Here is a 19,035-nt window from a genome sequence, read left to right on the forward strand (position 1 = left end):
TTAGTCCGGCGATGGCCTTCACCATCCGCCAATTGCAGTTCTTCATCGCCGTCGCCGAGCAAGGCACCGTGTCTGGCGCCGCCCAAAACCTGTCCATCTCGCAATCGTCGGTCACCGAGGCGATCAAGGAGCTCGAAGGCGATCTCGGCGTCGAACTGTTCGAGCGCCATCCGCGCGGCCTCAACATTACCCACAAGGGCCACCAGTTCCTGCGCCACGCGACAAAGATCCTTGCCGATGTTTCCGATGCGCGCCGCGCCTTCTCCGGCGAGCAAGCGGCGGCTGGCGGCCGGCTGCAACTCGGCGTCACCTCGCTGGTTGCCGGCTATGTGCTGTCCGACCTTCTCGCCCGCTATCGCCGCGCCTATCCGGGCGTCGAGATCTCGGCCATCGAGGACAATGGTGACTACCTCGAACATCTGCTGATCGGCGGCAAGCTCGACATCGCCGTCATGGTCACCTCGAACCTGCGCGACCGCACCGCCCTGCAATCGGAAATTCTCGAAGTCTCGCCCTACCGGCTATGGCTGCCGCTTGGCCATCCGCTGTCCGGCGCCGACATCATCGGCATCAGCGATATCGCGTCGGAGCCGCTGATCATGCTGACCGTCGACGAGATCGAAGAGAATACCGGAAAATTGCTGGCGGCGATCGCCGCCAAGCCGCATGTCGCCTTCCGCACCCGCTCGGTCGAAGCGGTGCGCAGCCTCGTCGCCACCGGCGCCGGCGTGGCGCTGCTGCCCGACCTCGTCTACCGGCCATGGTCGCTGGAAGGCGACCGCATCGAATCGCGCGATATTTCGGGCTCGTTGCCGGTTGTCCAGGTCGGCACGGTCTGGCGGCGCGGCTCCGGCCTGTCGCAGGCGGCGCGCGACTTCATCGGGCTTGCCCAGTCGCAGCGCATGGTTCGGCAGCGGCTGGACAAGAACGGCCGCTGACCTATCGGAAAAACCGATATCGCCTTTCTGACAAATGAATTTGCGAAACCGGAAATTTCACAGCACTTTGACAACCAGGGACCAAGCCGCCGCGAGAGTGCGGCCCCTCAGATGGGAGATCGACGATGAATTCATTCCTGAAGTCATGCACTGCATTGACGGTCGCGCTGGCCTTCTCCGGCCAGGCGATCGCCCAGGTTAAGGAACTTGGCAAGGGCGAAGGCCAGGTCAATATTGTCGCCTGGCCCGGCTACATCGAACGCGGCGAAACCGACAAGAACTATGATTGGGTCACGTCTTTCGAGAAGACCACAGGCTGCAAGGTCAATATCAAGACCGCCAACACCTCCGACGAGATGGTCGCGCTGATGAATGAGGGCGGCTTCGACCTTGTTACTGCCTCGGGCGACGCGTCGTTGCGCCTTGTCGCCGGTAAGCGGGTCCAGCCGATCAACACTGATCTCATCCCGAGCTGGAACACGGTCGACGACCGGCTGAAGGATGCGCCGTGGTTCACGGTCGGCGGCGTCCACTACGGCGCCCCCTACCAGTGGGGGCCGAACGTGCTGATGTACAACACCGAGGTGTTCAAGGAAGCGCCGAAGAGCTGGAACGTCGTCTTCGAGGAGATGACCTTGCCCGACGGCAAGTCGAACAAGGGCCGCGTCCAGGCCTATGACGGGCCGATCCACATCGCCGATGCGGCCAACTATCTGATGTCCCACAAGCCGGAGCTCGGCATCAAGGATCCCTACGAGCTGACCGAAGATCAGTACAAGGCCGCCCTCGATCTGCTGCGCGTCCAGCGCACGCTGGTCGGACGCTACTGGCATGACGCCGCCATCCAGGTCGACGACTTCCAGAACGAAGGCGTCGTTGCCTCCGGTTCATGGCCCTATCAGGTCAACACACTGGTTGCTGCCAAGAAGCCGGTCGCTTCGACCATCCCCCAGGAAGGCGTGACCGGCTGGGCCGACACGACCATGCTGGCAGCCGACGCAGCCCACCCGAACTGCGCCTATGTGTGGATGGAGCACTCGCTGTCACCGAAAGTGCAGGGCGATGTCTCCGCCTGGTTCGGTTCGCTGCCGGTGGTGCCGGCTGCCTGCAAGGGCAACGAATTGCTCGGCGACGAAGGCTGCAAGACCAACGGCTACGACAATTTCGAAAAGATCAAGTTCTGGAAGACGCCGGTATCGAAATGCGCCACCCAGGACCAGTGCGTGCCTTACTATCGCTGGGTGTCGGACTATATCGGCGTCATCGGCGGACGGTGAGTTCGTTTCGCATTGCTCGCAAGTTGGCGCTGCCCCTTACCCTCTCCCCGTGAACAACGGGGAGAGGGGATCGCGACCGTTGCGGCTAGCCCCTTCTCCCGTCTCTATACGGGCAGAAGGCCGGCAGGCGGATGAGGGGCAGCGCTGTCGTCTGAATTGACGAGCCTGGCAGATCAGGACAGCTCCATGACATCAGCCGTTTCCTTCCAAAAAGTCTCGCGCCATTTCGGCACCGTGCGCGCCGTCGACATGGTCGATCTCGACATCGTGCCGGGCGAGTTCTTCGCCATGCTTGGACCTTCGGGTTCCGGCAAGACGACCTGCCTGCGCTTGATCGCCGGCTTTGAGCAGCCGACATCGGGCTCGATCTCCATCTTCGGCGAACGCGCCGAAGGCGTTCCGCCCTATCGCCGAAACGTCAACACCGTGTTTCAGGACTATGCGCTGTTCCCGCATCTGAACGTGCTCGAAAACGTCGCCTACGGGCTGATGGTCAAGGGTGTCGGCAAGCCCGAACGGCAGAAGGCGGCCGAGGAAGCATTGTCGCTGGTCCGGCTTCCCGGCTACGGCGCCCGCCGCCCGAGCCAGCTTTCCGGCGGACAGCGCCAGCGCGTCGCGCTCGCCCGCGCGCTGGTCAACCAGCCGAAGGTGCTTCTGCTCGACGAGCCGCTTGGCGCGCTCGACCTCAAGCTCCGCGAGAACATGCAGGAGGAGCTGAAGTCGCTGCAAAAGGCGCTCGGCATCACCTTCGTCTTCGTCACCCACGACCAGGGCGAGGCGCTGTCGATGGCCGACCGCGTTGCCGTCTTCAACGACGGCAAGATCATGCAGATCGGCACGCCGGAGGACATCTACCAGCGGCCGAGGACGCGCTTCGTCGCCGATTTCGTCGGCTCGTCCAATGTGCTGCCGCCGGATTTCGTTCAGCGCTATTCCGGCCAGCATCGCTGGGGCAGCCTGCGCCCTGAATCCATTCGCATCGGCCGGGCGGCGAAGGGCGACGGCGTTGCCGCCCGTCTCGTCTCGACCAATTATCTCGGCGCCACGACCAGACTGGCGCTCGACGCCGACGGGTTGAGATTGCATGCCATTGTGCCGGCCGGTGCGAAATTGCCCAGGGAAGGCGAGGCGGTCGTGCTCACCTTCAACCGCGAGCATTTGCATCTGATGGACGAGCCGGGATGATGGCGCTGTCGGCAATTGTGGCTAGCCGAGGCAAGACGCTCTACGGCGCCCCCCTCTGTCCTGCCGGACATCTCCCCCACGAGGGGGGAGATCGGCTGTTGCAACCGCTTTCGCCAGTCACCAACGTTGCAGAAGAGGCGCCGCCGGCGAAGCTGCCGATCTCCCCCCAAGTGGGGGAGATGTCCGGCAGGACAAAGGGGGGCGCGAAGGATCGCGGCCTCCCAAATATCCTCCGCCAAGACAGAGCGGAGTCATGACAATCGCCGCGCTCAACTCCAATCCCGCTCCCGCCATCCTGCCGGGAAGCGGCGGCGTGCGCGGCGCCCTGTCCGACTTGTTCTGGCGCAAGCCGAAGCTGCTGCTGCTGTTGATGCTGCTGCCGCCGGTGCTGTGGCTTGGCATCGTCTATGTCGGCTCGCTGTTCGCGCTGCTCTTGCAGAGTTTTTTCTCGATCGACGAATTCTCCGGCCTCATCAACCGGCAGTTCACGCTGAAGACCTATGGCGACCTGCTGCAGGCCGCCAATCTCGACATCATCCTGCGCACGGTGACGATGGCGGCCCTGGTCACGCTCGCCTCGGCGACCATCGCCTTTCCCATCGCCTATTACGCGGCCCGCTATGCGCGCGGCCGCTGGAAGGCGCTGTTCTATCTCGGCGTGATGCTGCCGCTGTGGTCGAGCTATCTGGTCAAGATCTACGCCTGGAAGCTCATTCTCGCCAAGGAAGGCATTCTCACCTGGCTGCTCGCCAAGCTGCATCTGCTATGGCTGCTCGATGGCTGGCTGTCGCTGCCGGTCGTCGGCGGCAACTCGCTGTCGGTGTCGTCCACCGGCACCTTCATCGTCTTCGTCTACGTCTGGCTGCCGTTCATGATCCTGCCGGTGCAGGCGGCGCTTGAGCGCGTGCCGGGCAATCTGGTCGAGGCCTCGTCCGATCTCGGCGCCTCGCCCGGCCAGACCTTCCGCAACGTGCTGTTCCCGCTGGCGCTGCCGGGTATCGTCGCCGGCTCGATCTTCACATTCTCACTGACGCTCGGCGACTACATCATCCCGCAGATCATCGGCACCTCGCGGCTGTTCATCGGCCAGGCCGTCTATTCGCAGCAGGGCACCGCCGGCAACATCCCGCTCGCCGCCGCCTTCACCGTGGTGCCGATCGTCATCATGGGCTTCTACCTCTGGGGCGCCAAGCGCATGGGGGCCTTCGATGCGCTCTGATGGTTCACCAACCGCCCCTCTCGGCTTAAAGGTCGCCGCCGCCTACGGCCTGCTGTTCCTGCATCTGCCGATCTTCCTGATCTTCGTCTATGCCTTCACGACAGAGGAAAAGAGCTTCGCCTGGCCGCCGCCGGGGCTGACCACGCAATGGTTCGCCGTCACCTGGAACCGCCCCGACGTGTGGGAAGCGCTGTCGCTGTCGGTCCGTGTCGCCGCCATCTCGACACTCGTCGCCCTGGTCCTCGGCACGCTCTGCGCGGCCGCCGTTTCGCGAACACGGTTCTTTGGCCGCGAAACCATCTCGCTGCTGGTCATCCTGCCGATCGCGCTGCCCGGCATCATCACCGGCATCGCGCTGCGTTCGGCCTTTTCGCTGGCCGAGATTCCGTTCTCGTTCTGGACGATCGTGCTCGGCCACGCCACCTTCTGTGTCGTCGTCGTCTACAACAACGCCGTCGCCCGCTTTCGCCGCACCTCCGGCTCGATGATCGAGGCGTCGATGGACCTCGGCGCCGACGGCTTCCAGACGTTTCGGCATGTCGTGCTGCCCAACATCGCCACCGCGCTGCTGGCCGGCGGCATGCTTGCCTTTGCGCTGTCGTTCGACGAGGTCATCGTCACCACCTTCACCGCCGGCCAGCAGCAGACGCTGCCGATCTGGATGCTGGAGGAATTGATCCGTCCGCGCCAGCGCCCGGTCACCAATGTCGTGGCCATGGTCGTCGTGCTGGTGACGCTGCTGCCCATCCTCGTCGCCTATTACCTGACCCGCGACGGCGACCAGATCGCCGGTTCGGGCAAATGACGTCAAGAATCCATAAGGGAGAGACTGCCATGGACACAAAGATGCTGATCGGCTCGAAATTCGAGAAGGGCACCGAGACCGAGGAGCCGATCCTCAATCCAAAGACCGGGGCGACTATCCTCAACCTGCCTGAAGCCAGCCAGGCGCAGATCGAGGCGGCGGTGCTGGCGGCCGAAAAGGCCTTCGTCACCTGGTCACGCACCACGCCGGCGCAGCGCGCCGGTTATCTCCTGAAGATCGCCGATCGCATCGAGGCCGCGGCACAAGATTTCGCCGCCCTCGAGGCGCTCAATTGCGGCAAGCCGATCAATGCCGTGCTCAACGACGAAATCCCGGCGATCGTCGACTGCTACCGTTTCTTTGCCGGCGCTGTCCGCTCGATGCCCGGCCAGGTCGCCGGTGAATACATTCCCGGCCACACTTCGATGGTCCGCCGCGACGCCATCGGCGTCGTCGCCTCGATCGCGCCGTGGAACTACCCACTGATGATGATGGCCTGGAAGCTGGCGCCGGCGATTGCCGGCGGCAACACGGTCGTCTTCAAGCCGTCCGAGCAGACGCCGCTGACGGCGCTGAAGCTGGCAAAAATCCTTGCCGAGATACTGCCCGAGGGCGTCGTCAACGTCGTGCTCGGCAGAGGCGACAGCGTCGGCAACACGCTGATCAACCACCCGAAAATCAACATGATCTCGATCACCGGCGATGTCGCCACCGGCAAGAAGGTGCTGCAGGCCGCCGCCAAATCGGTCAAGCGCACGCATCTCGAACTAGGCGGCAAGGCTCCGGTCATCGTCTTCGACGACGCCGATCTCGGCGCGGTGGTCAACGGCCTGCGCGCCTTCGGCTATTACAATGCCGGCCAGGACTGCACCGCCGCCTGCCGCATCTATGCCGGCAAGAAGATCTACGACAAGCTCGTCGCCGACCTTTCCTCCGCCGTCTCGACCATCAAATACAACTGCCCCGACGACACCGAAAACGAGATCGGGCCGCTCATCTCACGCCGCCAGCGCGACCGCGTCTCGAGCTTCGTCGAGCGCGCCTCGGAGCTGAAGCACATCGAGATCACCACCGGCGGCAAGCCGGGCGAGGGCTCCGGCTTCTTCTACCAGCCGACCGTCGTCGCCGGCGCGCTGCAGGAGGACGAGATCGTGCGCCGCGAAGTGTTCGGGCCGGTTGTCTCCGTCACCCGCTTTGCCGAGGTCGACGAGGCGGTGAACTGGGCCAATGACAGCGACTATGGCCTTGCGTCCTCGGTGTGGACCAAGGATGTCTCGCGCGCCATGGCGACGGCCGCCCGGCTGCAATATGGCTGCACCTGGATCAACACCCACTTCATGCTGACCAACGAGATGCCGCATGGCGGGCTGAAGCAGTCCGGCTACGGCAAGGACATGTCGCTCTATGCGCTGGAGGATTATACCGCCGTCCGCCATGTGATGGTTGCGCACGGGTAGCGCCTTTTTGCCTTTGCCTCTCCCCTTGTGGGAGAGGCGCGTCGCTTGCGGCAGATCAAACTTTAGAGGATGGGAATATAATCTGCGGGGCCTACTTCGGCGAAGCGGCGATCCCGGCTTTCGACTCACCGGCCCCAAGGCCTTTGCCGCCCGGAACGACGGCCCCGGGGCCTAAGCCCGCTGCTTCCGGTGCGGCCGGCCGCTTGATCCTTGCCGAGGCGGCCACGACAAGCTCGTTGAAGCCTTCGCCGCCGTTGTCCAGCATCTCGAACAATTGCCGCCGCATCCTCGGCTCCCAGAACTTGTTGATGTGCTCGGCGACGCCGGCAATGCCTTCCTCGCGCGGCTTGGAGTGAAAAAAGGCGGCAATCTGGTTGGCCATGCGGACCAGCTTTTCGCTGGTGCTCATGATGTGGCCTTCGTCATGCGACATGCTTGGCAACTCCGGAAGCCACCCTCTCGGGGTGGGTGAAAATATCGAATTCATCGCCGCGCACCAAAGCCACCAGCGTCATGCCGGCGTCCCCGGCTGTGCGGATGGCAAGTGCCGTCGGCGCCGAAACGGCAATGATGAACGCAGCGCCGATCGCCGTCGTCTTCTGCACCATCTCGACCGAAACGCGCGATGTCACCACGACAGCACCCAAGGAGCCATCGATGCCGGCTTTGGCGAGCGCCCCGGCCAGCTTGTCGAGCGCATTGTGGCGGCCGACATCCTCGCGCGCCATGACGATGCCCTTGCCCGGGATATAAAAACCGGCGGCATGGACCGCACCGGTCTCGGCATGCAGCGGCTGCGCTTTCGACAAAAGCCTGACCGAACGGACGATGTCGTCGGTGTCAAGTGTAAGTCTTGACGAACCGACCGCCTCGACCGAGCGCATCGCCTCCTCGATCGACTCGATGCCGCACAGCCCGCAGCCGACCGGGCCGGCCAGCCGTCGGCGCCGCGCCTCGAAGCGCGTATTGGCCTGGTCCTTCAGCCTGATCTGGATGTCGATGCCGGCGCCGTGATCCTCAACCTCGATCGCCTCGATTTCCCGGCCGTCGGCGACAATGCCTTCGGTCAGCGCGAAGCCGAGCGCGAAATCCTCGAAATCGGCCGGACTTGCCATCATCACCGCGTGAGTGGTGCCGGCAAAGGAGAACGCCACCGGCGTCTCTTCCGGCACCATCCGGTTGGCGGCCGCACTGCCGCCGGCGCGGTGCGCGAGGCGGGAGATTTGTGTGATAGCGCAACGTTTAGGCATCACGCGGCACCCCCTTTGGCCTGCCGGCCATTTTACTTGGGAAGCGTCGAAGGCTTCTTGCTTCAATTGGCAGTTGCTCTCCCAGGCCATCCCCCACTCCGTCGCTGCTTCGCAGCGCGACCTCTCCCCCCTCCGGAGGGAGAGGAAGGGAGCCTGGAGTTCGCGCGCTTTCCTCTCCCCCGTCGATCGGGGGAGAGGTGTCGAGCGAAGCTCGACGGAGTGGGGGTCGACCAACCGTCAAGATTGAAGCGCTTTCGGTCGAATGCCTCGGCACGATTACTCCGCTGCTTCCAGCGTCGCGATGCGACGGCTGTTGCGGGCCTGCTCGTCATAGTCGAGCTGCCATCCCGACGGCCCGTTGGACGCGCCGACCTGCACCGCCGTCACCTTGTATTCCGGGCAGTTGGTCGCCCAGTCGGAGAAGTCGGTGGTGATGACGTTGGCCTGCGTGTCGGGGTGGTGGAACGTCGTATAGACCACGCCAGGCGACACCTTGTCGGTGATCAGCGCGCGCAGCGTCGTCTCGCCGGAGCGGCTGGTCAGGCGGACCCAGTCGCCGTCGCGCAAACCTCGGTTTTCGGCGTCATGCGGGTGGATCTCGAGACGGTCCTCGCTGTGCCACATGACATTGTCGGTACGCCTGGTCTGCGCGCCGACATTGTACTGCGATAGGATGCGGCCGGTGGTCAGCAGCAGCGGGAAGCGCGGTCCCGTCCTCTCGTCGGTCGCCACATATTCGGTGCGGATGAACTTGCCCTTGCCGCGCACGAAGCCGCTGATATGCATGATCGGCGTGCCTTCCGGCGCCTGCTCGTTGCACGGCCACTGCACCGAGCCCATCCTTTCCAGATAACCGTAGGAAACCTTGGCGAAGCTCGGCGTCGTCTTCGCAATCTCGTCCATGATTTCGGACGGATGCTGGTAATTCCAGGCAAGCCCCATCGCCTGTGCGAGCTTCTGCGTCACTTCCCAGTCGGCAAAGCCGTTGCGCGGCGCCATCACCTTGCGCACGCGGTTGATGCGGCGCTCGGCATTGGTGAAGGTGCCGTCCTTTTCGAGGAAGGTCGAGCCGGGCAGGAAGACATGCGCGTAGTTGGCGGTCTCGTTGAGGAAGAGATCGTGGACGACCACGCATTCCATGGCCGCAAGGCCTGCGGCGACATGCTTGGTGTCGGGATCCGACTGCAAAATGTCCTCGCCCTGCACATAGAGGCCCTTGAACGAGCCGTCGACGGCGGCGTCCAGCATGTTGGGGATGCGCAGGCCGGGCTCGTCGTCGAGTTTGACCCCCCACAGGCTTTCATAGATATCGCGTACCGCGTCGCCGGAGACGTGGCGATAGCCGGGCAGCTCATGCGGGAACGAGCCCATGTCGCAAGAGCCCTGGACATTGTTCTGGCCGCGCAGCGGGTTCACGCCGACGCCCGGCCGGCCGATATTGCCGGTCGCCATGGCGAGATTGGCGATGGCGATGACGGTGGTCGAGCCCTGGCTGTGCTCGGTCACGCCGAGGCCGTAATAGGTCGCGCCATTGCCGCCGGCGGCAAACAGCCTTGCGGCGCTGCGGATCTCTTCAGGATCGACATTGGCGAGCTGGCCGACCACCTCAGGGCTGTTTTCCGGTAGCGCCACGAACGACGCCCAATCCTGGAACTCGTCCCAGTCGCAGCGTTCGCGGATGAAGGCCTCGTCGAACAGGCCTTCGGTGACGATGATATGGGCAAGCGCGGTGACCACGGCGACATTGGTGCCCGGCTTCAGCGGCAGATGATGCTGCGCCTCGATATGAGCCGAGCGCACGATGTCGGTGCGGCGCGGGTCGAGCACAATCAGCTTGGCGCCCTTGCGCAACCGCTTCTTCATGCGCGAAGCAAACACCGGATGTGCGTCGGTCGGATTGGCGCCGATGATCATCACCACATCGGTCTGCTCGATCGAGTCGAAATCCTGCGTGCCTGCCGAGGTGCCGAAAGTCTGGCCAAGGCCATAGCCGGTCGGCGAATGGCAGACGCGGGCGCAGGTATCGACATTGTTGTTGCGGAAACCCTGGCGGATCAGCTTCTGCACCAGATAGGTTTCCTCATTCGTGCAGCGCGACGAGGTGATGCCGCCGATCGAGGTGCGGCCATACTGGTACTGGATGCGGCGGAACTCGTTGGCGGTGTGGGTCAGCGCTTCCTCCCACGACACCTCGCGCCATGGATCGGTGACCTTTTCGCGGATCATCGGATTGAGGATGCGCTCCTTGTGGGTCGAGTAGCCGTAGGCAAAACGGCCCTTGACGCAGCTATGGCCACGGTTCGCCTTGCCGTCCTTGTACGGCACCATGCGCACCAGCTCGTCGCCGCGCATTTCGGCCTTGAACGAGCAGCCGACGCCGCAATAGGCGCAGGTGGTGACGACCGAATGCTCGGGCTGGCCGATCTTGATCACCGATTTCTCGGAAAGCGTCGCCGTCGGGCAGGCCTGCACACAGGCGCCGCAGGACACGCACTCGCTGTCGATGAAAAGCTGGTGCATGCCGGGCGACACACGGCTTTCGAAGCCGCGGCCCTCGATGGTCAGCGCGAATGTGCCTTGCACCTCCTCGCAGGCGCGCACACAGCGCGAGCAGACGATGCATTTCGATGGATCATAGGTGAAGTATGGGTTGGACTCGTCCTTCGCCATCCATTTGAAGTTTTCGGCGCCGTCGTTCTTCTTGAAGACGTGGTTGTCGCCCTCATAGCCGTAGCGCACGTCGCGCAGGCCGACGACGCCGGCCTGCGTCTGCAATTCGCAGTCGCCATTGGCCGCACAGGTCAGGCAGTCGAGCGGATGGTCGGAGATGTAGAGCTCCATCACGCCGCGGCGGATGTCCTTCAGCCGACCGGTCTGGGTGTGCACGACCATGCCCGGCGCCACCGGCGTCGTGCAGGAGGAGGGCGTGCCGTTGCGGCCGTCGATCTCGACCAGGCAGAGCCGGCAGGAGCCGAAGGCGTCGACCATATCGGTGGCGCAAAGTTTCGGGATGGCAATGCCGGCCTCCATCGAGGCGCGCATGATGGATGTGCCTTCCGGCACGGTGACGGTGAAGCCGTCGACGGTCAGCGTCACCTGCTTCTCGGACGTCGAGGCCGGCGTGCCGTAGTCGATTTCCTGAATGAGACCCATCGCGAGGTTCCTATTCTGCTGCTTCGGCGACTGGCGCCGGCTTGAAATCTTCGCGGAAGTGGTTGATTGCGCTCATCACCGGATAAGGCGTGAAGCCACCCAGCGCGCAGAGCGAACCGAACTTCATCGTGTTACAGAGGTCCGTCACCAGCTCGATCTGCTTTTCCGGCTCGCTACCCCTGGCGATCTTGTCGATCGTCTCGACGCCGCGTGTCGAGCCGATGCGGCAGGGCGTGCACTTGCCGCAGCTCTCGATGGCGCAGAACTCCATGGCGAAGCGCGCCTGCTTCAGCATGTCGGCGGTGTCATCGAACACGGTGATGCCGGCATGGCCGATCAGCCCGTCCTTGGCGGCGAAGGCTTCGTAGTCGAACGGCGTGTCGAACAGGCTGCGCGGAAAATAAGCGCCGAGCGGCCCGCCGACCTGCACCGCCTTGACCGGACGTCCGGTCGCCGTGCCGCCGCCGATGTCGTCGACGATCTCGCCAAGCGTCATGCCGAACGCCGCCTCGAACAGGCCGCCATATCTGACATTGCCGGCGATCTGGATCGGAATGGTGCCGCGCGAGCGGCCCATTCCGAAATCCTTGTAGAAGGCAGCACCCTTGTCCATGATGACAGGCACCGAGGCCAGCGAGATGACGTTGTTGATCACCGTCGGCTTGCCGAACAGGCCCTGGATGGCCGGCAGTGGCGGCTTGGCGCGAACGACGCCGCGCTTGCCTTCGAGGCTGTTGAGCAGCGAGGTTTCCTCGCCGCAGACATAGGCGCCGGCGCCGACGCGGATTTCCATGTCGAAGGCGTTGGGCGAGCCCAGCACGTTGACGCCGAGCAGGCCGGCCTTGCGGGCGATCTCGACCGCGTTCTGCATCATCGCCACCGCATGCGGATATTCCGAGCGGATGTAGACAAAACCCTTGGTCGCGCCGGTGGCGACACCGGCGATTGCCATTCCCTCGACCAGCACGAAGGGATCGCCCTCCATGATCATGCGGTCGGCGAAGGTGGCGCTGTCGCCCTCGTCGGCGTTGCAGACGATGTACTTTTTGTCGGCGGTCGTATCGAGCACCGTCTTCCACTTGATGCCGGTCGGGAAGCCGGCGCCGCCGCGACCCCGCAGGCCCGACTCGGTGACCTGCTTGACGATGTCGGCCGGAGCCATCGCCACGGCGTTCTGCAGGCCCTTCAGTCCGCCATGCGCCTTGTAGTGATCAAGCGACAGCGGATTGATGACGCCGCAGCGCGCGAAGGTCAGGCGCGTCTGCCTGGCCAGGAACGGGATCTTGTCGGGCGCGCCCAGCCAGCGCTTGTGGTGACCGCCGGTGAGAAAGCCGCTGTCGAACAGGCCTTTGACATCGGAAGGCTTCACCGGCCCGTAGGCGACGCGGCCCTTGTCTGCCGTTGCCACTTCGACCATCGGCTCGAGGAAATAGGCGCCGCGCGAGCCGTTGCGCACGATCTTGGCCTCGATGCCGCGATCGGCCAATTCCTTCTCAATCGCCCTGGCAACCTTTTCCGCACCGAGCGCCAGCGCGCCGGAATCGCCGGGAATATAGATGCGCGGGGTCATAACCGCACCTCGGCAACGATCTCGTCGAGTTTTTCGTCATCGAGCCGGCCGATCACCTCGCCGTCCAGCATCGCCGATGGCGCGCAGGCGCAAAGGCCGAGGCAATAGACCGGCTCCAGCGTCACCGAACCGTCGCGGGCCGTCTCGTGGAAGCCGATGCCCAGCAATTGCTTGAGCTTGGCGGCAATCGCGTCCGAGCCCATCGACTGGCAGGCTTCGGCCTGGCAGAGCTTCAGCACATGCCGGCCGGCCGGGCGGCTGCGGTAATCGTGGTAAAAGGTGACGACGCCGTGCACCTCCGCCTTGGAGATGTTCAGCGCCTCGGCGATGATAGGCAGCGCGTCCTGCGGCACATGGCCGAACTCTTCCTGGATGCCGTGGAGGATCGGCAACAGCGGGCCTTCGAGGCCCTTCAGCTCCTGGACGATCGCCGCCGTGCGCGACGCGATCTCGGTACTTGCAGGCTGCATGATCATGCAGCGCCCTCCCTGGTCGTAGTAATCCGCTAAGTGCCTAGGAAATCGGAGGAAACCCGCTAAATCAATAAAGCTGATCCGTTGCTCGATAGAAATCTTCTATCGCTGCCGTCCAGCCTGCAATCTCTAGCTCAGTGGCGGGCGCGGAAATCGTCTGCCAGCGCCATTGCCTCGTCCAGCAGCGCCGAGACCAGCGGGGTGTGCGGCTCGCGCAGCGTCGCCACCAGCCCGACAGTGTGGCTGGCGTCCGGCTCGACGATCGGAATGGCCCGGATCGGCTCGGAAAAGCCGAATGTTTCCGAGAGGTTGAGCGGCATGATCGACGACCATTTTCCGGTACGGATATGCGAGAACAGCACGATCATCGAATTGGATTCGAGTGTCGGCCGCACCTGCGTGCCGGCTTCGGCCAAATGCTGGTCGATGATGCGGCGGTTCTGCATGTCCGGCGTCAACAGGCAGAGCGGCAGCTGGCTGAGCTCCGCCCATGTCACTTTGTCGCGGTCGGAATAGGGGTTTCCGATCGCGGTGATCAGCTGATAGCGCTCGTCATAGAGCGGCACGCTGGTCACCCGCCCCAGCGGCTCGTTGTCGAGATAGGTGATGCCGGCGTCGATGTCGAAATTGCCGAGCAGCGACAGCACCTCGATCGAGGTGCGCGACAGCACCGAGAAGGTGACGCCGGGATGTTTTGTCCGAAAGGGTGTCGTCAGCCGCGCCACCATGGCCAGCGCCGTCGGAATGGCGGCGATGCGGATGCGCCCCGAAAGGCCGTGACGCGCCGCCCGCATCTCTTCGCGCATGGTGCGGGTATCGCCGACGATGCGGCGCGCCCACGCCAGCACCTGTTCTCCCTCCGGCGTCAGCCCCTGGAAGCGCGAGCCGCGCAGAACCAGCATCACGCCGAGCTGGCCCTCCAGCTGCTTGATGCCGGCCGAAAGCGTCGGCTGGGTGACGCCGCACACCTCCGCCGCCCGGCCGAAATGCTCCTCCCTGGCCAGCGCGATGAAGAATTCCAGCTTGTCGATCATGAGCGGACGCTACCCGGCCGAGTGAGGCTGCGCCAGATGCATGCTGTTTTTGCTTGGCGAATCCTCATTGCGGCCGAAGCTTCGCCGCCGTCCAGGCCTAGCTGTCGACCAAGTTCAGAATGTTGCCGTCAGGATCCTTGAACCATGCGACCTTCATGCCGTAGCCGACATGGATGTCGCCTTCCAGCTTCAGGCCCGGCATCTCGTAGTGCTCGAAGACAACGCCTTTCGATTTCAGCGCCTTGACGATGGTGTCGATCTCGTCGCCGACCATCCAGGTCACCGCCGTCGCCTTGTTGGTTCCGGCGAATTGCGAGCGATAGACATTGATGCTGGTGTCGCCGCATTTGTAGACGATCAGTTCGCCACCCTCGTTGTGAACCTCCGTCAGCCCCAGAACGTCTTCATAGAAGGCCTTGGCCTTGGCCAGGTCCTTCACCGCGAGATTGGCCGTTGCGTTGCTGTTTGCGAGCATGATTGGTCTCCTTTGCTTGCGAGCGAGCACGTCCGAAGCCTGCAAAGATAGGGCTGCTTCGTCTTCAGGCGACGCAGCCTGTGCGATCGGCGTGCTTCTTCCCTAAAGACGTTTCGTCCTCTGCAAGACCGACAAACGGACGCAAGTCTTTGCAGCCACGCCCGTGCGTGTCGTTCCGCCGCTTGGTTCTGTTCGGGAACTGCACTATCTCAGGCGTAAAAGCAGAGGAAAAGCTGATGCCCGCCGTCCAGGAAAACGTCACCGAGGAAATCGTCATCGAGCGCCTGAAGACGGTCAACGGACCGGACTTCACCGGCAACATCGTCGACCTCGGCATGGTCTCCGAGATTTTCATTGCCGATGCCAAGGTTTTCTTTTCGATCACCGTGCCGGCTGCCCGGGCCCAGGAGATGGAGCCGCTGCGTGCCGCCGCCGAGCGTGTCGTCAAGGCGATCCCGGGTGTCGCCGGCGCCGTGGTCGCCCTGACGGCGGAAAAGAAGGGTGGCGGCATGGAGGCTCCGGTTCCGCAAAGGCCTGCCACCAGGCCCGTACCGCCGGCCGCACCCGCTGCCGCGCCGCGTCCGGCTCCGCACGCTCCGGCCTCGCACAGTCAGGGCAAGCGCGGCGTGCCCGGCATCGAGGCGATCATCGCTGTCGCTTCCGGCAAGGGCGGCGTCGGCAAGTCGACCACTGCCGTCAATATCGCGCTTGGCCTCGCCGCCAACGGCCTGAGGGTCGGCGTGCTCGACGCCGACATCTACGGCCCGTCGATGCCGCGGCTGCTCAACATCCATGGCCGGCCGCAGACGGTCGACGGCAAGGTCCTGAAGCCGATGGAGAATTACGGCCTGAAGGTGATGTCGATGGGCTTCCTCGTCGATGAGGAGACGCCAATGATCTGGCGCGGGCCGATGGTGATGTCGGCATTGACGCAAATGTTGCGCGAGGTCGAATGGGGTCCGCTCGACGTGCTCGTCGTCGACATGCCGCCCGGCACCGGCGACGCGCAGCTGACCATGGCCCAGCAGGTGCCGCTGGCCGGCGCCGTCATCGTCTCGACGCCGCAGGATCTGGCCCTGATCGATGCGCGAAAAGGCCTCAACATGTTCAGGAAGGTCGACGTGCCGGTGTTGGGCATCGTCGAGAATATGAGCTATTTCCTCGCCCCCGACACCGGCAAGCGCTACGACATCTTCGGCCATGGCGGCGCGCGCCGCGAGGCCGAGCGTCTCGGCGTCTCCTTCCTCGGCGAAGTGCCGCTCGAAATGGGCATCCGCGAAAGCTCGGATGCCGGCACGCCGGTGGTGGTCTCCAAGCCCGACAGCGCCGAGGCCAAGATCTACCGCGACATCGCCGCGAACGTCTGGGGCAGGGTCAAGGAAGAACGCGGCGCGGCCGAAGCCGCCGTGCCGAACATCGTGTTTGAGTGATCCTCCCCCTTGAGGGGAGGGTGGCCCGCAGGGCCGGGTGGGGTCGGTGGCGACGCACTCCACCTTTCTTGGTCAACGCCAGTTGTAGGTCGAGGCGGTTGAGGCGACCCCTCCCGCCCGCTTCGCGCGGCACCCTCCCCTCAAGGGCGAGGGGAGCCGCCCACCTTGTCGCCAAAGCTCGAAAAAAACTGTCCGGCCAGTTTCTTCGATGTCGATTCGATCAGACGGCTGCCGAGCTGGGCGATCTTGCCGCCGACATCGGCCTTGGCCGCATATCTGAGAATCGTCGCCTCCGGGCCATCGGCGGTCAGCGTCACATCGGCGCCGCCTTTGGCGAAGCCGGCGATGCCGCCCTTGCCCTCGCCCTGGATGGTGTAGGAATGCGGCGGGTTGAGATTCCTGAGCGTCACCTCGCCTTTGAACGTCGCCTTGATCGGGCCGATCTTGACCACCACGGTCGCCGCCATCTCGGTGTCCGACTTCTTTTCGAGGCTCTGGCAGCCCGGAATGGTCTGCCTCAGAACGTCCGGGTCGTTCAGCGCCTCCCACACCTTTTGCAAGGGTGCGGCGATGCGTTCCTCGCCTTCGATAACCAAAGCCATCAAAATCTCCCGGATACGAATTGACAAACCCCGATCCGGTCTAGCGTGGGGGTAAACACATGTCTATCGCACCAAAGTCCGGAATCGGATGGCGCGTGCCTCTTGCCTGCTCTCGCGCGTTGTCATATCGATTTGTCATACAAATACGGAGACCATGATGGCCGGCGCCCCCACGCAGAAAAAGAAATTTCGCTCGCAGGAGTGGTTCGACAATCCGGACAATCCGGGGATGACGGCGCTTTACCTCGAGCGCTACCTGAATTACGGGCTGACGCGTGCCGAACTGATGTCGGGCAAGCCGCTGATCGGCATCGCCCAGACCGGCTCGGATCTGTCGCCCTGCAACCGCCATCATCTCGAACTGGCCAAGCGCGTGCGTGAGGGCATCGTCTCGATGGGCGGCATCCCTTTCGAGTTCCCGTGCCACCCGATCCAGGAGACGGGCAAACGCCCGACCGCCGCACTCGACCGCAACCTCGCCTATCTCGGCCTGGTCGAGGTGCTCTACGGCTATCCGCTCGACGGCGTCGTGCTCACCATCGGCTGCGACAAGACGACGCCGGCCCTGCTGATGGCCGCCGCCACCGTCAACATTCCGGCTATCGCGCTGTCGGTCGGCCCGATGCTCAACGGCTGGCACAAGGGCAAGCGCACCGGCTCCGGCACCATCGTCTGGGAATCGCGCCAGCGCCTGTCGGCCGGCGAGATCGGCTATGACGAGTTCATGGACATCGTCGCCTCTTCGGCGCCGTCCACCGGCTATTGCAACACCATGGGCACCGCCACCACCATGAACTCGCTGGCCGAGGCCCTCGGCATGCAGCTGCCGGGCTCGGCCGCCATTCCGGCGCCCTACCGCGAGCGCGGCCAGATCGCCTATGAGACGGGAAAGCGCATCGTCGACATGGTGCATGAGGACTTGAAACCCTCAGACGTCATGACCCGCCAGGCCTTCGAGAACGCCATCGTCGTCAACTCGGCCATCGGCGGCTCGACCAACGCGCCGATCCACCTCAACGCCATCGCCCGCCATCTCGGCGTGCCGCTCGACAATGACGATTGGCAGACGGTCGGCCTCCAGATACCGCTCATTGTCAACCTGCAGCCGTCGGGCGAGTATCTCGGCGAGGACTATCACCATGCCGGCGGTGTGCCGGCGGTGGTGGCCGAACTGATGAAGGCCGGGCTGTTGCCTCATCCCGACGCCATGACGGTCAACGGCAAGACGATCGGCGCCAATTGCAGCGCGGCCGTCAACGAGAATCTCGATGTTATCCGCACCGTCGCCGAGCCGCTGAAGGACAATGCCGGTTTCATCAATCTTAGGGGTAATCTGTTCGATTCGGCGATCATGAAGACCAGCGGCATCTCGCCCGAATTCCGCGAGCGCTATCTGTCGAACCCGAACGACCCCGAGGCCTTCGAGGGCAACGCCATGGTCTTCGACGGGCCAGAGGACTACCACGCCCGCATCGACGACCCGGCGCAAGGCATCGACGAGCACACCATCCTGTTCATGCGTGGCGCCGGCCCGATCGGTTATCCCGGCGGCGCCGAAGTCGTCAACATGCAGCCGCCGGCCCATCTCATCAAGAAGGGCATCCATGCGCTGGCCTGCATCGGCGACGGCCGCCAGTCAGGCACGTCGGGCTCGCCGTCGATCCTCAACGCCTCGCCCGAAGCCGCCATAGGCGGCGGGCTGGCGCTGTTGAAGACCGGCGACCGCGTCCGCATCGACCTGCGCAAGGGCACTGCCGACATTCTCGTCACCGATGACGAGATTACGCGCCGGCGCGCCGAGCTGCAGAACAGTGGCGGCTATCGCTACCCCAAGCACCAGACCCCATGGCAGGAGATCCAGCGCGGCATGGTCGACCAGTTCTCCGAAGGAATGGTGCTGAAGCCCGCGGTGAAATACCAGGATGTGGCGCACACCGCAGGCGTGCCGCGGGACAATCACTGAACGCGTCTTTTTTTGCCTTCTCCCCTTGTGGGAGGTGTCGCCGAAGGCGACGGATGAGGGGTGCTCCAGCTTGGCACCGACGCACTCCGTCCAGCACCCCTCATCCGGCTCGTCGCTGCGCGCCGATCCACCTTCTCCCACAAGGAGGGCTTTGCACAGAATCGGATTGGTGATTCCGTGGGCAAGGAAGAGAGGGAGATGATT

At 64.0% G+C, this 19,035-nt stretch carries 16 protein-coding genes; 8 read left to right on the forward strand and 8 right to left on the reverse strand.

From position 1 onward, the window contains the following. Positions 1-11 precede the first annotated feature (11 nt). The 6 genes from AC0L3O_RS24375 to AC0L3O_RS24400 all read left to right on the forward strand — a co-directional run bounded on the left by AC0L3O_RS24375 (position 12) and on the right by AC0L3O_RS24400 (position 6,881). Entirely contained in the window at positions 12-938 is a 927-nt protein-coding gene (locus tag AC0L3O_RS24375; RefSeq protein WP_473616833.1) for a LysR family transcriptional regulator, read from the forward strand. A 125-nt stretch (positions 939-1,063) separates the two neighbouring features. Then, a complete protein-coding gene (locus AC0L3O_RS24380; RefSeq protein WP_473616834.1) occupies positions 1,064-2,215 on the forward strand; it encodes an ABC transporter substrate-binding protein in 1,152 nt (383 codons plus the stop codon). Positions 2,216-2,401: 186 nt separating this feature from the next. Then, positions 2,402-3,400: an ABC transporter ATP-binding protein gene (locus AC0L3O_RS24385; RefSeq protein ID WP_023802871.1), complete on the forward strand. Its 999-nt coding sequence runs from the start codon at positions 2,402-2,404 to the stop codon at positions 3,398-3,400. Between the two features lie 253 nt (positions 3,401-3,653). Further along, on the forward strand, positions 3,654-4,619 hold the full coding sequence (locus tag AC0L3O_RS24390) for an ABC transporter permease (RefSeq protein ID WP_128174075.1): 966 nt from the start codon (positions 3,654-3,656) through the stop codon (positions 4,617-4,619). After that, the gene (locus AC0L3O_RS24395; protein ID WP_473616836.1) at positions 4,609-5,424 is read left to right on the forward strand and encodes an ABC transporter permease; all 816 of its coding nucleotides are present in this window, start codon (positions 4,609-4,611) and stop codon (positions 5,422-5,424) included. Before AC0L3O_RS24390 ends, AC0L3O_RS24395 begins: the two co-directional genes overlap by 11 nt. A gap of 29 nt (positions 5,425-5,453) precedes the next feature. Next, positions 5,454-6,881 carry a gamma-aminobutyraldehyde dehydrogenase gene (locus tag AC0L3O_RS24400; RefSeq protein WP_287194517.1) on the forward strand — a complete coding sequence of 476 codons (1,428 nt, stop codon included), beginning with the start codon at positions 5,454-5,456 and terminating at the stop codon, positions 6,879-6,881. Positions 6,882-6,972: 91 nt separating this feature from the next. On the opposite strand, the gene AC0L3O_RS24405 is transcribed toward AC0L3O_RS24400, so the two are convergent. From AC0L3O_RS24405 to AC0L3O_RS24435, 7 genes are all read right to left on the reverse strand, one after another. Continuing rightward, positions 6,973-7,314 carry a formate dehydrogenase subunit delta gene (locus AC0L3O_RS24405; protein ID WP_473616837.1) on the reverse strand — a complete coding sequence of 114 codons (342 nt, stop codon included), beginning with the start codon at positions 7,312-7,314 and terminating at the stop codon, positions 6,973-6,975. Beyond that, entirely contained in the window at positions 7,304-8,131 is an 828-nt protein-coding gene (gene fdhD / locus AC0L3O_RS24410) for a formate dehydrogenase accessory sulfurtransferase FdhD (RefSeq protein WP_473616850.1), read from the reverse strand. Before fdhD ends, AC0L3O_RS24405 begins: the two co-directional genes overlap by 11 nt. Before the next feature lie 276 nt (positions 8,132-8,407). After that, a complete protein-coding gene (gene fdhF / locus AC0L3O_RS24415; protein WP_473616838.1) occupies positions 8,408-11,284 on the reverse strand; it encodes a formate dehydrogenase subunit alpha in 2,877 nt (958 codons plus the stop codon). Positions 11,285-11,294: 10 nt separating this feature from the next. Continuing rightward, positions 11,295-12,854 carry a formate dehydrogenase beta subunit gene (locus AC0L3O_RS24420; protein ID WP_473616840.1) on the reverse strand — a complete coding sequence of 520 codons (1,560 nt, stop codon included), beginning with the start codon at positions 12,852-12,854 and terminating at the stop codon, positions 11,295-11,297. Next, positions 12,851-13,330, reverse strand: a complete 480-nt coding sequence (locus AC0L3O_RS24425; RefSeq protein ID WP_473616841.1) for a formate dehydrogenase subunit gamma — start codon at positions 13,328-13,330, stop codon at positions 12,851-12,853. The genes AC0L3O_RS24420 and AC0L3O_RS24425 overlap by 4 nt, the downstream gene beginning before the upstream one ends. Positions 13,331-13,461: 131 nt before the next feature. Continuing rightward, positions 13,462-14,361, reverse strand: coding sequence for a LysR family transcriptional regulator (locus tag AC0L3O_RS24430; protein WP_473515072.1), 900 nt, complete (start codon positions 14,359-14,361; stop codon positions 13,462-13,464). A gap of 97 nt (positions 14,362-14,458) precedes the next feature. Beyond that, positions 14,459-14,836 (reverse strand): VOC family protein, encoded by a 378-nt coding sequence (locus tag AC0L3O_RS24435; protein WP_023802882.1) that lies wholly within the window; start codon positions 14,834-14,836, stop codon positions 14,459-14,461. Between the two features lie 236 nt (positions 14,837-15,072). Between AC0L3O_RS24435 and AC0L3O_RS24440 the strand changes: the two genes are divergently transcribed. After that, positions 15,073-16,266, forward strand: a complete 1,194-nt coding sequence (locus AC0L3O_RS24440; protein ID WP_473616843.1) for an Mrp/NBP35 family ATP-binding protein — start codon at positions 15,073-15,075, stop codon at positions 16,264-16,266. Between the two features lie 140 nt (positions 16,267-16,406). On the opposite strand, the gene AC0L3O_RS24445 is transcribed toward AC0L3O_RS24440, so the two are convergent. Further along, positions 16,407-16,868 carry an SRPBCC family protein gene (locus AC0L3O_RS24445; protein WP_473536475.1) on the reverse strand — a complete coding sequence of 154 codons (462 nt, stop codon included), beginning with the start codon at positions 16,866-16,868 and terminating at the stop codon, positions 16,407-16,409. 157 nt (positions 16,869-17,025) lie between these two features. Between AC0L3O_RS24445 and AC0L3O_RS24450 the strand changes: the two genes are divergently transcribed. Continuing rightward, positions 17,026-18,831 (forward strand): IlvD/Edd family dehydratase, encoded by a 1,806-nt coding sequence (locus AC0L3O_RS24450; RefSeq protein ID WP_128174072.1) that lies wholly within the window; start codon positions 17,026-17,028, stop codon positions 18,829-18,831. The last annotated feature ends 204 nt before the right edge of the window (positions 18,832-19,035 follow it).

The sequence above is a fragment of the Mesorhizobium sp. WSM4810 genome (assembly GCF_055811235.1).